At 35.8% G+C, this 16,013-nt stretch carries 12 protein-coding genes and 9 tRNA genes; all 21 read left to right on the top strand.

All coding sequences use genetic code 11. The features are described from left to right. Position 1: 1 nt before the first annotated feature. The 21 genes from BM350_RS17840 (at position 2) to BM350_RS17945 (ending at position 15,794) form a co-directional block, all read left to right on the top strand. Positions 2–77 (top strand) — tRNA-Thr (locus BM350_RS17840). Positions 78–87: 10 nt separating this feature from the next. Further along, a tRNA-Tyr gene (locus tag BM350_RS17845) sits at positions 88–171 on the top strand. 14 nt (positions 172–185) lie between these two features. Next, a tRNA-Trp gene (locus tag BM350_RS17850) sits at positions 186–259 on the top strand. A 10-nt stretch (positions 260–269) separates the two neighbouring features. Then, a tRNA-His gene (locus tag BM350_RS17855) sits at positions 270–345 on the top strand. 114 nt (positions 346–459) lie between these two features. Further along, positions 460–534: transfer RNA gene (locus tag BM350_RS17860), tRNA-Gln, on the top strand. Between the two features lie 5 nt (positions 535–539). Continuing rightward, positions 540–614 (top strand) — tRNA-Gly (locus BM350_RS17865). A 10-nt stretch (positions 615–624) separates the two neighbouring features. Then, positions 625–698 (top strand) — tRNA-Cys (locus tag BM350_RS17870). A 6-nt stretch (positions 699–704) separates the two neighbouring features. After that, a tRNA-Leu gene (locus BM350_RS17875) sits at positions 705–786 on the top strand. A gap of 200 nt (positions 787–986) precedes the next feature. Continuing rightward, entirely contained in the window at positions 987–1,766 is a 780-nt protein-coding gene (locus BM350_RS17880; protein ID WP_090918840.1) for a transglycosylase domain-containing protein, read from the top strand. Positions 1,767–1,956: 190 nt separating this feature from the next. Continuing rightward, complete coding sequence (locus BM350_RS17885; RefSeq protein ID WP_139207741.1) at positions 1,957–2,607, top strand: DsbA family protein; 651 nt, start codon at positions 1,957–1,959, stop codon at positions 2,605–2,607. Positions 2,608–2,720: 113 nt separating this feature from the next. Further along, positions 2,721–2,794, top strand: a tRNA-Gly gene (locus BM350_RS17890). A gap of 224 nt (positions 2,795–3,018) precedes the next feature. Beyond that, positions 3,019–4,158, top strand: coding sequence for a tRNA epoxyqueuosine(34) reductase QueG (queG, locus tag BM350_RS17895; protein WP_090918779.1), 1,140 nt, complete (start codon positions 3,019–3,021; stop codon positions 4,156–4,158). A 49-nt stretch (positions 4,159–4,207) separates the two neighbouring features. Then, a complete protein-coding gene (locus tag BM350_RS17900; RefSeq protein ID WP_090918781.1) occupies positions 4,208–5,104 on the top strand; it encodes an amidase domain-containing protein in 897 nt (298 codons plus the stop codon). A 55-nt stretch (positions 5,105–5,159) separates the two neighbouring features. Continuing rightward, the gene (trmL, locus tag BM350_RS17905) at positions 5,160–5,648 is read left to right on the top strand and encodes a tRNA (uridine(34)/cytosine(34)/5-carboxymethylaminomethyluridine(34)-2'-O)-methyltransferase TrmL (protein ID WP_090918783.1); all 489 of its coding nucleotides are present in this window, start codon (positions 5,160–5,162) and stop codon (positions 5,646–5,648) included. A 339-nt stretch (positions 5,649–5,987) separates the two neighbouring features. After that, positions 5,988–7,883: a PrkA family serine protein kinase gene (locus BM350_RS17915; protein ID WP_090918788.1), complete on the top strand. Its 1,896-nt coding sequence runs from the start codon at positions 5,988–5,990 to the stop codon at positions 7,881–7,883. Positions 7,884–8,600: 717 nt separating this feature from the next. Next, on the top strand, positions 8,601–9,776 hold the full coding sequence (gene yhbH, locus BM350_RS17920) for a sporulation protein YhbH (protein ID WP_090918790.1): 1,176 nt from the start codon (positions 8,601–8,603) through the stop codon (positions 9,774–9,776). A 519-nt stretch (positions 9,777–10,295) separates the two neighbouring features. Continuing rightward, positions 10,296–11,264, top strand: coding sequence for a carbohydrate ABC transporter permease (locus tag BM350_RS17925; protein ID WP_170857735.1), 969 nt, complete (start codon positions 10,296–10,298; stop codon positions 11,262–11,264). 13 nt (positions 11,265–11,277) lie between these two features. Then, positions 11,278–12,141, top strand: a complete 864-nt coding sequence (locus tag BM350_RS17930; RefSeq protein ID WP_090918792.1) for a carbohydrate ABC transporter permease — start codon at positions 11,278–11,280, stop codon at positions 12,139–12,141. Between the two features lie 51 nt (positions 12,142–12,192). Further along, the gene (locus tag BM350_RS17935; RefSeq protein WP_090918794.1) at positions 12,193–13,446 is read left to right on the top strand and encodes an efflux RND transporter periplasmic adaptor subunit; all 1,254 of its coding nucleotides are present in this window, start codon (positions 12,193–12,195) and stop codon (positions 13,444–13,446) included. Between the two features lie 23 nt (positions 13,447–13,469). Beyond that, positions 13,470–14,789, top strand: a complete 1,320-nt coding sequence (locus BM350_RS17940) for an ABC transporter substrate-binding protein (protein ID WP_090918796.1) — start codon at positions 13,470–13,472, stop codon at positions 14,787–14,789. 87 nt (positions 14,790–14,876) lie between these two features. After that, positions 14,877–15,794, top strand: coding sequence for a hypothetical protein (locus tag BM350_RS17945; protein ID WP_090918798.1), 918 nt, complete (start codon positions 14,877–14,879; stop codon positions 15,792–15,794). Positions 15,795–16,013 lie beyond the last annotated feature (219 nt).

Below are 16,013 nucleotides of genomic sequence, written 5' to 3' on the forward strand. Positions count from 1 at the left end.
AGCCGGCTTAGCTCAATTGGTAGAGCAACTGACTTGTAATCAGTAGGTTGGGGGTTCAAGTCCTCTAGCCGGCACCATGTAAGTTTCGGAGGGGTAGCGAAGTGGCTAAACGCGGCGGACTGTAAATCCGCTCCTTCGGGTTCGGCAGTTCGAATCTGCCCCCCTCCACCATTTATATTTTATATAGGGGCATAGTTTAACGGTAGAACAGAGGTCTCCAAAACCTCCGGTGTGGGTTCGATTCCTACTGCCCCTGCCAACACAGCATGGCGGCTGTGGCGAAGTGGTTAACGCATCGGATTGTGGCTCCGACATTCGTGGGTTCGATTCCCATCAGTCGCCCCATTTTTAAATATAACTTTACAAAACAAATTGATTGTGATAATATACTAAATGTCCGGTTCGGATATTTTAAGGAATAAAACAATTAATGCATCATATAATGTATTAATCACTCGGTGGGCTATAGCCAAGCGGTAAGGCAACGGACTTTGACTCCGTCATGCGCTGGTTCGAATCCAGCTAGCCCAGCCATTTTTGCGGAAGTAGTTCAGTGGTAGAATACAACCTTGCCAAGGTTGGGGTCGCGGGTTCGAATCCCGTCTTCCGCTCCAAATTTAATATGGCGGCATAGCCAAGTGGTAAGGCAGAGGTCTGCAAAACCTTTACCACCGGTTCAAATCCGGTTGCCGCCTCCATATTATGCCGATGTGGCGGAATTGGCAGACGCGCACGACTCAAAATCGTGTTCCTTCTGGAGTGTCGGTTCGACCCCGACCATCGGTACTGTTTAGACGAGGTTACTCGTTTTTTTTTATGAACGTAAATAAATCGATTATATTAAGCGTTTTCTACTGTAGTAGAAGGCGCTTTTTTCTTTCTAGTCCTTAAAATTACAAATTTGTAAGGAAGTTGTAAGAGAAATCAATTGGATATTTTTAAAAAGAAAGGTATTCTTAAATTAAGAGTAATGAATGTTGAAAGGAATGGGGGTGTCTGTTGTGAAGGAACGAACAGCATATCGCACTTTGCATCATAATATTTCTTTAACTCCGATAGCAAAGATTTTTTATAAAGCCCTTATATTATTATTATTGCTAAGTTGTATGCTAGTGTTTGCTGGAAATAAAATGATTGAAAGTAAGGATATAAGTAAATTGACAGTACCTGCTCAATTTGAGTTACCAGAGCAATTAGGGAATGCATTTATCGCAACTGAGGATAAGAGGTTCTATCATCATAATGGATTAGATTATATTGCAATTGTTAGAGCTACAGTAGAAAATATAAAGGCTGGTGGTGTTGTACAAGGTGGCAGTACAATTACTCAGCAACTTGCAAAAAATGTTTTTTTAACAAGTGACCGAACATTTTCTCGTAAATGGAATGAAGTTTTCTATGCAAAAAAAATAGAGCGAACATTTACGAAAAATGAGATTTTAAAACTTTATGTAAGCAATATTTATTATGGAGAAGGAGCATGGGGCATTGAGAAAGCTGCGAAACTTTATTTTGATAAGCAGGTAGATCAATTAACATTAAGTGAAAGTGCTATGCTAGCGGCCGTTGTGAAAGCACCAGCTTATTATTCTCCAATACAAAATTATGATAAGGCTGTAGAAAGACGTAATATTGTATTGAAGCTCATGGAGCGAGAAGGATATATTACTCATGCTGAATATGTACAAGCTGCAAGTGAAAAGCTTGTTATTCGTCATGACATTCCTAATAATCAACCAGCAGAGCGTGTGAAAGCTGTGAGTTAAGAGTAAGTTCAAAAGAACTTACTCTTTTTATGTGAATGAATAGAAACGAATTGAGACACAATATTGTCACATTTGTTTGATTTTGCTTATTTTATGAGCTACTTCAATGGACTGTTTATATGAGAATTGATATCATAAATATTGTATGTATAGTGGCATACAAAGAATAAAACATTAAAGAGGAATGTATATGAAGTCAAAAAATATTATGATTCTCGGTGTTATTTTTTCTGTTGCAGTGCTTATTGTAATTGGGACAATTGTATATAGTCTTGTGAACGATAAGAAGGAAAAAGGAAAAGATACGTTTTTATATGGCACGCAGCAATCTTTAGGAGAGAAAGATGCTACGATTCATATTGTTGAATTTGGAGATTTTAAATGTCCAGCTTGTCGTACATGGGATGTAACTGTATTACCACGCTTAAAGGAAGAGTATATTAATAAAGGAAAAGTTCAGCTTCATTTTATTAATTTTCCTTTTATTGGGAAAGACTCTGATTTAGGCGCAGCAGCTGGAGAAGCGATTTATAAGCAAGATCCAAAAGCTTTCTGGACGTTCTATGATGAAATATATCAAAATCAAAAGAATGAAAAAGAAGAGTGGATTACAGAGGCTTTAGTAGTAGATATAGTAAAGCAAAAGCTACCTACTATCGATGTAGAGAAGTTTAAAAAGGATTTAAAGAGTAAGGAAATAAAAGATAAAGTACAGAAAGATTTTGACCTTGCTCAAAAATTAAAAGTACAAGGTGCACCATCTATATATATAAATGGTAAACTTGTTAATCCAGATTATGATAGTATTAAGGCGGCAATTGATAAAGTTACGAAAAAGTGATGAGATATTCATCACTTTTTCGACTTTTTTCGATAAAATTATTGCACCGCCTTATATTACATGCTATACTTCTTAACATAAGTTAACCAAAAATTAATATTTTCTTCATATTTGCGGGTGTAGTTTAGTGGTAAAACAAGAGCCTTCCAAGCTCTGGTCGAGAGTTCGATTCTCTTCACCCGCTCCAGAAATTATTTCGTATTTTTATAATCATTGTGATCAACGCAGTGTTTCGTTTCTTAGATAAACGAGGCATTGCGTTTTTTTATGTTTCGAGTGCATGGATATATGTAAAAATAGTAATGTGTAATTCGTTATGATATATTGCAAATGCTTTTGACTAATGAGTAATGGAAGTAAAATGACTGCTTGTGAAATAAAATAAATATGCATGTTATAAGGAGAGTAAATGTGAATTTTGAACAATTAAAACAAGATGTTATTGCGTATAGTAAAACAATTGGTATTGATAAGATAGGGTTTGCGAGTGCCACGCCATTTGAGGAATTAAAGCAACGTCTTATTCAGCAGCAACAATTAGGATATCAATCCGGTTTTGAAGAATCGGATATAGAAAAGAGAACGAATCCGGAATTGTTATTGCCAGGTGCAAAATCAATTATTGCTATTGCATTGGCGTATCCTTCGAAGTTAAAAAATGCACCACAAAGCAAACGAGGAGAGAGACGAGGGATTTTTTGCCGTGCTTCTTGGGGACAAGATTATCATCTTGTTTTGCGTGATCGTTTAGAGAAGCTGGAGGCATATTTAATTGAACGTTTACCCAATATAGAAGTCAAATCTATGGTAGATACGGGAGAATTAAGCGACCGTGCTGTTTCAGAGCGAGCAGGCATTGGATGGAGCGGAAAGAACTGTTCCATTATTACGCCGGAATTTGGTTCGTATGTTTATTTGGGCGAGATGATTACAAATATTCCTTTTCCACCAGATACTCCAATTGAAGATCAGTGCGGGAGCTGTACAAAGTGTATTGATGTTTGTCCGACAGGGGCGCTTGTCCAAGGCGGACAATTAAATTCTCAAAAATGTATTGCGTTTTTAACGCAAACGAAAGGATTTCTTCCGGAAGAATATCGAGACAAGATTGGAAATCGCATTTACGGATGCGATACGTGCCAAACTGTTTGTCCGAAAAACAAAGGGATAGATTTTCATAATCATCCAGAAATGGAACCTGACCCTGAACTTGTAAAGCCGCTATTAAAACCCCTTCTGACCATTAGTAATCGCGATTTTAAAGAAAAGTATGGAATCATGTCTGGATCGTGGCGAGGGAAAAAGCCGTTACAACGAAATGCAATCTTGGCACTGGCTCATTTTAAAGACGAAACGGCCATTCCTGATTTAATTGCTGTAATGAAAGAAGATCCTCGTCCTGTTATTCGCGGCACAGCGGCATGGGCATTAGGAAAAATTGGCGGAGAAGGGGTGCAAGAGGCGATTGAAAAAACGAAAGAGCGGGAAAAAGATGAAGAAGTGCTTCATGAGATGAATCGTGGCCTTGAACTATTAGCTAAGAAAAAATAGCAGATTATCCTTCAGTCCCTCATATTGTAATAAGGGGAGGGGAGACTCTATGTCTGTAAAACAGCATCTTCAACAGTGTCTGCAAAGGAAATTGGATTATATAACAAATAAACGTATGAATGAAGCAGAAATTTCAGATGAAATTGTTGACATGTTACACCGTAAAAAGAAGCTCTGTAAAAGACGTAATGCTGAGATTGTAAAAAGCAATGCTAACGTATCTTTTCTTAGACAGTTAAAAGGTGTGAACTATGATGAAGTAGATTATCAAATTCATTTTCAGTATTTTATTCGTCATCATCATTTATTTTATGTAGAGGAAGAACAAATGGAGAGGCGTTTACGATTAGAAGATGGATGTATTAAGCAAGATATAGCAATTGGAACGCCGATAGATGAACAGAAAGTTGGAACGTTAGAACGTGAAGTAACAAAGGGAAAAGGACAATATATTCCATACAGTTATAATCGCTTAGAGGCAGTGAAATATGCAGAGCGGTGGTGGGATGATCGGAATCCAGCTTATCAGAACTTCCAAGATAATTGTACAAATTTTATTTCGCAATGTCTGCATGCTGGTGAAACACCAATGACTGGATATCCGAATATTCGCAGTGGATGGTGGCAGCAAAATCGCCAATGGAGCTGGAGCTGGGCGGTAGCTCATTCTTTTCATTGGTACTTATCAAGTGATTCTCTAGGACTTCGAGCAAAGCAAGTTGAGAAGCCACAGGATCTAATGCTTGGAGATATCATTGTATATGATTTTGAAAATGATGGCAGATGGAATCATACGACAATTGTCGTGGCAAAGGATGCTAATGGTATGCCTCTTGTAAATGCACATTCTGCCAATAGTCGCAGACGTTATTGGGATTATGAAGATTCAAGTAAGTATACACCGCAAATGAAATATAAGTTTTTTCATATTCTTGATAATGACTAGAGATTTTTTATCCAAGTGGTATAATACGTAGTAGAAAAAGATTGAGGTGAACATTGTGGGAATACATGTTGTTTTATATCAACCAGAAATTCCAGCGAATACAGGTAATATTGCGCGTAGTTGTGCAGCAACAGGTGCAGAATTACACTTAATTAGACCGCTTGGATTTTCTACTGACGATAAAGCGTTAAAGCGTGCTGGATTAGATTATTGGGAACACGTAAAAATTACGTATTATGACTCTATTGAGGAATTTTATGAGAAAAATGAAAATGGTGAGTTTTTCTACTTAACAAAGTATGGAGAGAAAGCACACACAACATTTGATTATAGCAACGTAGAAAAAGATTATTATTTTGTATTTGGAAGAGAAACAAATGGTCTTCCAGCAAATGTTATTGAACATAATTTTGATCGTTGCTTACGCATTCCAATGACTGATAAAGTTCGTTCTTTAAACTTATCTAATACTGCCGCTATTTTAATTTATGAGGCATTACGTCAACAAAATTATCCAGGATTAGATGTAGAAATTGTTTATTAAAAGCTGTCATATGGAGAGACTTTATTTTATAACAGGTAAAAAGTGATGAGCAAGCTCATCACTTTTTATTTTGTTCTTGGTTTATCATTGTATCCTGATGTAAAAATAGCAGTAAGAAATGTGAGCATAACACCTAAAATTAATAAAAGCTTCATGAGAATAGCCCCCATTCATATTTATCTCTATCATTTTTATTATATCGAATTTTCTATCAATTTAGGTAATAAACTTTATAAAAGTTTGTGTATGATTTCATTTTGATTCGTATGAATGTTTAAGGACATCCTCGCATACTTTTATAATAATCCGCTTGAACAAGGAGATGGGGGAGGAGCTATAATGGATATTTTAAAGAAAATCGAACAGCACCGGGAAGCAGAAGAGCGTTTAAAGTGGGAAGGGACATTTGCTGACTATTTAGAAATTCTAAAAGAAAGACCATGGGTAGCACAAACAGCGCATTCTCGTATTTATAATATGATAAAGGATGCTGGAATTGAAGAAGTAGATGGCAGAAGAAAATATAATTTCTTCAGTAATCAATTATTTGGGTTAGAAGAAGCATTAGAACGTCTTGTAGAAGAATATTTTCATCCATCTGCAAAACGATTAGACGTAAGAAAACGAATTTTATTATTAATGGGACCAGTTAGCGGCGGGAAATCTACATTAGTTACAATGTTAAAGCGTGGATTAGAGGCATATTCACATACTGATCGCGGTTCGGTTTTTGCAATAAAGGGTTGCCCCATGCATGAAGATCCGCTTCATCTTATTCCGCATCATTTACGTGATGATTTTTATGCAGAGTATGGAGTGCGGATTGAAGGGAATTTATCACCACTAAACTTAATGCGTTTAGAAAAAGAGTACGGCGGCAGAATTGAAGATGTAATTGTCGAGCGTATTTTCTTCTCGGAAGATCGGAGAACGGGGATTGGAACATTTAGTCCATCTGATCCGAAATCACAAGATATTGCTGATTTAACAGGTAGTATCGATTTTTCTACTATTGCTGAATATGGTTCAGAATCTGATCCGCGTGCTTACCGTTTTGACGGGGAGTTAAATAAAGCAAACCGCGGAATGATGGAATTTCAAGAGATGTTAAAATGTGATGAAAAATTTTTATGGCATTTATTATCACTAACGCAAGAAGGAAATTTTAAAGCAGGTCGATTTGCATTAATCTCCGCAGATGAGCTAATTGTTGCTCATACGAATGAAACAGAATATCGTTCCTTTATTTCTAATAAGAAAAATGAAGCACTTCATTCACGGATTATTGTAATGCCAATTCCATATAATTTACGGGTAAGTGAAGAAGAGCATATTTATGAGAAGATGATTCATGAAAGTGATGTTTCTGATGTGCATATTGCACCGCATACATTTCGCGTTGCAGCGACGTTTACAATTTTAACGCGCTTAAAAGATCCGAAGCGGCCAGACATCGATTTAATTAAGAAAATGCGTTTATATGATGGTGAGATGGTGGAAGGATACAATTCTATTGATGTAGAAGAATTACAGCGGGAATATCAAGATGAAGGTATGAGTGGAATTGACCCGCGTTATGTAATAAACCGTATTTCTTCTACGATTATTCGTAAAGAAGTAGCGTCAATTAATGCCTTAGATGTATTACGTTCTTTAAAGGATGGATTAGATCAACATCCATCCATTAGTAATGAAGATCGTGAACGCTACATGAATTTCATTTCATTAGCGCGTAAAGAGTATGATGAAATTGCGAAGAAAGAAGTACAAAAAGCGTTTGTATATTCATATGAAGAATCAGCGAAGACACTTATGGATAATTATTTAGATAACGTAGAAGCATATTGCAATAAGTCGAAACTGCGTGACCCGTTAACTGGAGAAGAAATGAGTCCTGATGAAAAACTTATGCGTTCTATTGAAGAACAAATTGGTATTTCTGAAAACGCGAAGAAAGCGTTCCGTGAAGAAATTTTAATTCGTATTTCTGCATATGCTCGCAAAGGGAAGCGGTTTGATTATAATTCGCATGAACGTCTTCGCGAGGCAATTCAGAAGAAGTTATTCGCTGATTTGAAGGATGTTGTCAAAATTACGACGTCAACGAAAACACCGGATGAGAATCAATTGAAGAAAATTAATGATGTTGTGGCGCGATTAATTGATGAACATGGTTACAACTCCACATCTGCAAACGAATTGCTCCGTTATGTAGGTAGTTTATTAAATCGATAATAAGCATGGTTGTAGAAAAAGAAAAGCTGTCTCTTATTTGAGGCAGTTTTTTTGTATCTTTTGTTCAACATATAAGTTACCGCTATGCAGAACAAAACATGCCCGCTACTTGCTTGCCCCCTTTGTTTAAAACATGGCAAGTGGCAGAAAAAGGCCCTGATCGCTTCTACACACGGCCAGATGCTCCCGCCCTCCTAAAAAGAAAGAGGTTTTATGCCGTTTTTCAACGTAACTTTATATAAATCCATTTTAATATTCCAACACATAAGTCGCTACTATGCAAAACACAATATGCTCTGCACTTGCTTGCTACCTTTGTTTAAAACATGGCAAGTGGTAGAAAAAGGCCCTGCCCGCTTCTATGCATGGCCAGACGCTCTCGTCCTCCCTAAAAAGAAAAGGTTTTTTATGCCGTTTTTAACTGGAATTTATATATAGGCAATGCTTGTCCACTATGAATAAATTAAAATGCAATCTTATGAATTTATTTGTCAATTATTTTCACAATGAGCATATGATAGAGTAACCAACCATTCATACAGAAAAAAGTCAACACAATACAATATGTTGCCTAGCTGTAAAGTGTGCAACAATGCATTGTGTTTCTTTCTTAATTATGGAAGTGTATTTCTTCGTTGCTTATGTTCTAACTAAGAAACTTATGTTTTAGGATGTATTTTAATGAAAGCATAAAAAACTATGTAAGGAGGGAAAGGAATGACAGAAGAAAATCAATCCAATTATACGATTTCACAGGAAAATTGGTCCCTCCATCGTAAAGGACATGATGATCAGCAACGTCATCAAGAAAAAGTACAAGAGGCAATAAAAAATAATTTACCAGATCTTGTTACAGAAGAAAGTATTATCATGTCCAATGGCAGGGATGTTGTAAAAATACCAATTCGTTCACTAGATGAATATAAAATTCGTTATAACTATGATAAAAATAAGCATGTTGGTCAAGGAACAGGTGATAGTAAAGTGGGTGATGTTGTAGCGAGAGATGGATCTAGTGGTCAAAAACAAAAAGGAGCAGGAAAAGGAAAAGGCGCAGGAGACTCGGCAGGAGAAGATTACTACGAGGCAGAAGTATCGATTTTAGAGCTTGAGCAAGCATTTTTTAAAGAGTTAGAGCTCCCTAATTTGAAGAGGAAAGAACTGGATGAAAATCGCATTGAACACATTGAATTTAACGACATTCGCAAAACGGGTCTTTGGGGGAACATTGATAAAAAACGGACGATGATGTCTGCGTATAAACGAAATGCAATGAGTGGCAATCCAGCCTTTCATCCAATTAAACGAGAAGATTTAAAATTCCGTACGTGGAACGAAGTTTTGAAACCAGAATCAAAAGCTGTTGTGTTAGCAATGATGGATACGAGCGGTTCGATGGGCCTTTGGGAAAAATATATGGCTCGTAGCTTTTTCTTCTGGATGTCTCGCTTTTTACGCACAAAATATGAAACAGTTGATATTGAATTTATCGCACACCATACAGAAGCAAAAGTTGTCACAGAAGAAGAATTTTTTTCAAAAGGTGAAAGCGGTGGAACGATTTGCTCATCAGCATATAGAAAAGCATTAGAATTGATCGAAACAAAATATTCTCCAGACCGCTATAATATATACCCATTTCATTTCTCGGATGGAGATAATTTAACATCTGATAATGCACGTTGTGTCAAACTTGTGCAGGAGTTGATGAAAGTATCTAATATGTTTGGGTATGGAGAGGTGAACCAGTACAATCGCCACAGTACACTCATGTCAGCATATAAAAATGTGAAAGATGAGAAGTTTTGCTATTATATTTTAAAACAAAAAGCTGATGTGTTTCATGCGATGAAGAGCTTTTTCCGTGAAGAATCGAAAGAAAAGATGGCTTAACCTCCTAAGTGCAGGGGGTTTTTTGCTTGTAACTATTTAGTCTTTAATAAATTTTTGTAGCATGTTTGATTCATTGATTATTAGTTAACAATTGAAATCCGGTTCCTTCTACTATTTTTTTAATGGAGGATGACTATCATACATACGTAATGCAATTGAGAGTTTATCTTTTTCTAATGTTGGTCTACCTAATTTTTTTTCGCGTTTTTCTACCTGCTTCTAAACTTTCGACATACCCCTTGTACAATAAAAAGGCATTGGAGCCATTCATGCTCTTTACAACAGAACCACCCAGCCTATCTAAAGTTGATAAAAATTATCAATTATCTTTTTGATTTTACAATATGATTCTAGGCAGGGTAAGGGACATTCACTTTTCATCCCGTTTTATGAACATCGGAACTAAAATCCCTTCTTTCTTTATTTTATCTGCATTTCATCTGCATCTGTGCCCACTAAACTACATAATTGTAAGATGTATTTATGAAAATAGACTCATAAAAAAAGAGGGATCTACGAATGAAAATAAACAAAATTCGATTATATATTCGGAATATCTTTTTGGATCGCAGCCATCAATCATTGAATAAACTTCAAGATAAAAAAAGATCCCCAATAAAATTTTGGGATTTTATGCAAAAGGATACAAGTATAGCATTCTTTTTTCTTCTACCAAGTGCAATTGGTTTTTCAATTTTTTATCTGATTCCATTTGTAATGGGAATGATCTATTCGTTAATGGATGGCATGACTGATGGTTCTTTTGTCGGTTTAGCCAATTATAAAGAACTGCTGGGTAGTGCTTCTTTTCTCAAAGCAGCAACGAATACGTTTTGGTTTACCGCAGTGAGTGTACCGCTCGTAATCATTATCTCTTTATTACTGGCACTTTGTTTGAATCAAAATATATATATTCAAAATTGGTTAAGAAGCGCGTTTGTACTACCACTTGTCGTTCCTGTGGCTTCTATTGTCATGCTCTGGCAAATTTTATTTGATTGGAACGGTACATTTAACGTATGGATGCACAATATGGAGTTTGAACGAATTGATTGGATGAAATCCAGTTGGGCAATTGTTGTCTTGTCAATCGTATATTTATGGAAAAATATCGGATACAACATTATTTTATTCTTGGCAGCTTTACAAAATATCCCCAAAGAGTATTACGAAACTGCAGAAATTGAAGGTGCAGGTCGTATGCATACATTTATAAATATTACACTCATTTATTTAACACCAACAATGTTCTTTGTCATATTAATGTCGATTATCAATTCGTTTAAAGTCTTTCGGGAAACATATCTGATTGCAGGAAGTTATCCGCATGACAGCTTGTATATGATGCAGCATTATATGAACAATATGTTCGTGTCGCTTGATATTCAAAAGTTGACAGCGGCTGCCACGTTGATGGTGGCGGTTATTTCTATCATTGTATTCATATTGTTTGCAATAGAACGTCGTTTTCGAAAGTTTATGAATTAGGTGGGAAAAGCAGATGAAAAAAGAAAATGTATTTCGTAAATGGATGTTAACGCTATTTTTGACTATAGTAGCGGTTATGATGCTATTTCCAATCATATTTACCCTAACGAATTCATTCATGACTGAGCATGAGATTGGATACAATTATGATTCGATTGGAGAAATGAAAAAGGATACACCGTTCGTTAATTTAAAATTAATCCCAGATTTAGTGTCATTTGAACAGTATGGAACAGTATTAGTGAAAAATCCGGCATTCTTAAAAATGTTTTGGAATTCAGTATTCATGGTTGTACCAATAATAGTAGGTCAAGTCATCGTTGCATCGTTTGCAGCCTATGTCTTTGCCAAGATTCAATTTCGAGGAAGAGACAAGTTGTTTATAGTTTATCTTTTGACAATGCTTATGCCATTCCAAGTTACACTGGTACCGAATTATATCATGGCAGATAAACTTGGAATATTAAACAGTACAGCGTCTATTATTCTTCCAGGAATCTTTGGAGCATTCGGTGTATTTATGCTCCGGCAGTTCATGTTGCATATCCCGGATGCGTATATAGAGGCAGCTAAGATGGATGGAGCTGGCCATATTACAATCTTTTTTAAGATTATTCTTCCTCTTATTCGTCCTGGAATTGCTGCTCTTATTGTCTTATTATTTGCGGACTATTGGAATATGATCGAACAGCCACTTATTTTTCTGAATGATGAATCCAAACATCCATTATCGCTCTATTTATCAAAAATTAATGAAGGGGCACGCGGTGTGGGGTTTTCTGCTTCTATCCTGTATATGACCCCAATGATTCTGTTGTTTTTATATGCTCAGTCCTACTTTATCAAAGGAATTCAATTATCAGGTGTGAAAGAATAACGAAAACTTATCATATAAGCTTTCTTTCGGAAAGATTTTAGGGGGAACAAAATGGAAGATACAAACGAACAAGTAGTAGCAAGAAAAAAACGAAATATCAAAATTATTTCCAGTTTATTTATAGGGCTCTTAATTATCCTTACACTCTTTAGCAATACGCTAGCGAATTGGAACTTGCCAAAGGTCACTACAGATAAGCCAAGAAATGGTCAGCTTACACAAACATTTACAGGTAATGGCGAGTTACTGCCACAGGAGGAAGCGAAGTTAAGTAATAGTAGCGTAGAGGCGAAAGTGAAGGAGGTACATGTAAAGGAAGGAGACCGTGTCAAAAAAAACCAATTATTAGTGACATACGATAGTAAAAAGAGTGAACAAGAGATTCTTGATGAAGAAGCAACTCTTCAAATTAATAAATTAGCACTGAATGACGCTCAAGCGAACTATAATGAAGCAAAAAAAAATCAACAAGAAAACAGATCAAATGATCAACCAAATAATGAACAGGATAATCAACAAGAAAACAAATCAAATAATCAACCAAATGGGGGGATAAGTGAGACAAGTATACAAAGTCTCAAAACAGCTGTGGAGAGCAAAAAAATTGAGATTAGTGTTCAAGAAAGAAAAATTAAAAATTTAAAAGAAGAATTGGAAAAGAGCAAGAACCTAATTGCTCCTTTTGATGGAGTTGTTACAAAAATAAATGCAAAGAAAGATCAACTTTCTGCGAAAGAAGAAGGAGATATAATTCTCTCTGATGAGAGTAAAGGCTTTAAAGTTGAATTACAAGTCCCTTCTGATTTAGCTATGCACTTGAAGGTTGGAGAAAAGATAGAGATGAAAGGAAATGCTAAATCCTTAGAAGGTGAACTTATAGAGATTAAAAATATAGAAAGTAATGAAAATGAGAGACTGGAGGAACAAGGTAAACAGCAAGATGAACAAAAAGGCGAACAAACACCAGCAACTCCACAACCACAGAAACGTATTCTTGTAAAAGTACAAGGAGAAGAACTTAAAAAAGGGGAGCAGGTGGAAGCTAAACTGACTAAACAAATTACTAAAGGCGTGCTTATACCAAATAAGGTGATCAAGAGGGATAATCAGGGAACATTTGTCTATACAATAGAAGAAAAAAAAGGACCTTTAGGTAATGCCTTTTATATAGAAAAGTCTCCTATTACTGTTGGTGAATCCAACGGGCAAGAAACAATAGTATTAGAAGGAGTATATGAGAAAGATCAAATTGTTTTAGACAGCAGTGAGCCTTTGAAAAAAGGAGAACGAGTAAAGGTAAAATAACAAAAATAAGGAGAGAATCTAAAATGAAAAAGGTTTGTATGATGCTAGTAGCAAGCCTATCACTTATCTCTGTGGCAGCTTGTGGAAATAGTGATAGCAAAGAGGAACGAAAAACAAAAGATGGAAAAACGATAGTCGAAGTGTCGACTTTAGGTGCTACTGAGTCCCTAAAACAGGCAGAGAAACTATATGAACAAAAGAACCCTAAAATTGACATCCAGATAAAAGGGGCTTTTCCAGAAGATGGATCAAAAAAAGAAGGATCAAAGACAGACGAGACCTCCGCAGAGAAAACGATTAGTAAGGTGAATACAGAATTTTTATCAGGTAAAGGATCCGATGTGATTGTACTAGACGGTTTACCAGCGGACAAGTACGGAAAGAAAGGCTTACTTACAGACTTAAATAAAATGATGGAACAGGATAAATCTTTTGATAAAAATCAATATTTTAATAAAGTTTTAGATAATTCGAAAACAAACGAAAAACTTTACGGTATTCCATTATCTTTTTGGTTAAGTGGATTGCTGGGGGACGATACAGCGATACAACAATCTGGAGTAAAAGTGAATGACAAAGAGTGGACTTGGAGTGAGTTCACAAGCATTGGAAAAGAATTAGCAAGCAAAGGAACACATACACATGTTATTGGAAATACTCCTCCGGAACAAATGCTGCAATTTCTGGTGCAAGATCATTATGGTGAGTTAGTAGATAAAGCAAGTGGACAAGCAAAGTTCCAATCTGATTTATTTGTACAGATGCTGGAAGACGTAAAGAAGATGTATGACCAGAAAATAGCCACTGCAGATTCTGTGAGTTTAGGAGAAGCATATTTTGTCCGTCTACCAATGATCATGTCGGTAGAAGATTATTTCAGTACGGGAGCTTCATTGGGGATAACAGGGGCAAAAATATATCAAAAACCACATATAGCTGGACAAAAAAAGGAAATTGCTTTTACACCGAACACAACAGTAGGTATAAATGCGAAATCTCCGGTTAAAAAGGAAGCATGGAATTTTCTTAAGTTTTTAATGTCTGATGAGGTCCAAAGTAAAGGGAATGGATTTCCAATTAATAAAGCTGTATATGAACAACAAATCAAAACGCTGAAGGAAAAAGGAAAACTTGAGGGTCCAGTTGGTTCTATTAACGTTAGTGAGAGTGATATACAAGGATTAGAGAAAATGGTTGCTGAAATAGGCGTCCAGAGCCCACAAAGTACTAAAATTGAATCAATTATTGCTGAGGAGTCCAAGTCTTACTTTAGTGGTCAAAAATCAGCTAAGGATGTAGCAGCGCTGATCCAAAATCGAGTGACGACATATATCAACGAATAAGTTGTATTTATTTCATGACAGGTAGTAGTAATTAAAGAAAAATAAAAATAACTAGTAAAGTGAGGAATGGAATTGAAGAAGAATAAAATGATCCTGATGTTATGTAGTAGCATATTGCTAACTGGTATGGTGGCATGTAGTAACAACAGTGATGAGAGTTCAGTGAAAACTGTTGATCAAAAAAAGAGTGCAGAAAAAATGGAATCAACTTCTAAAGAAGCATCTGTTGAGGAAACTAAACTCTCTATAGAAGATACACTTTCAAAAGAAGATCAAGAAATTGTCGACGTATTGTTTAACTCGGTCCCTGAGATAAAAGATTATTATCAAAAAGACAAAGAATACACGATTTCATTAACAGCAGAAGTTACAAAACCGAATCCAAATTCAACGAATAAAAATGAGAAAGAACATTATAAAGTGCATTTTCAAGGAAAGGTATTAGGAGGTTGGGAGTTTTATGTGAAGCCACACAGTAAAGAGGTTATATTTAAAGGAATATTTGTAGGAAATAAGGGTCTTTATACTCTTGAAGAGTTCAAAAAAGAAGCAAATGAAACGGATGATTTCTATGCAAAACTGAAAGAGAAAGTGCCGGAGTTTAGAAAAGATGTAAAAACAACTGTAGCAAAGAAACTTCAAAGTAAAGTAGCAAAAAAACAAGACATTAGTGATGAAGAAATCATAGCGTATCTAGATGAGGTTGCAGAACCTGAGTTGAAGGTATGGAACCAAGCTATGGCGCAAAAAAAAGGACTAGACATAAAAAAAGAAGTAATCAAACCAGATCCAAGTGCAAAAGATCCACTAAAGAGGGATTTTTATCAAGTTAATATCCTAAAAGAAACTTTCCTTATTAAATCTACCTTTGAAGAAAAGGACATATATTTGGCTCTAGATCAACCTATTGAGAAATCGGGGAAAGAAGTGAATTCAGTACAAGTTTCTCGTTTTATAACATTTTCTATGGACATGCTTTCTCAGGATACAGCTAACAAAAAATAAATGTAACTACTCAGCTACTAAATAAGATGACATACTCAATAAATTATGCCATACATGGTGACAACTGGACCATTGTTTCATAGAAATCCACGATAAATAAGAGAAACTGCACAAAATTGAATGGCGGTTTCTCTTATTTTACTTCTTGAGTCAAAGGAACCATTTCGTTTTTTTTATACTGGTCTCATGCCTTGAAATACAGACTGGTCCTCTCAATTT

It is taken from the genome of Bacillus sp. 103mf, assembly GCF_900116295.1.
GTDB classification, from domain to species: Bacteria; Bacillota; Bacilli; order Bacillales; family Bacillaceae_G; genus Bacillus_A; species Bacillus_A bruguierae.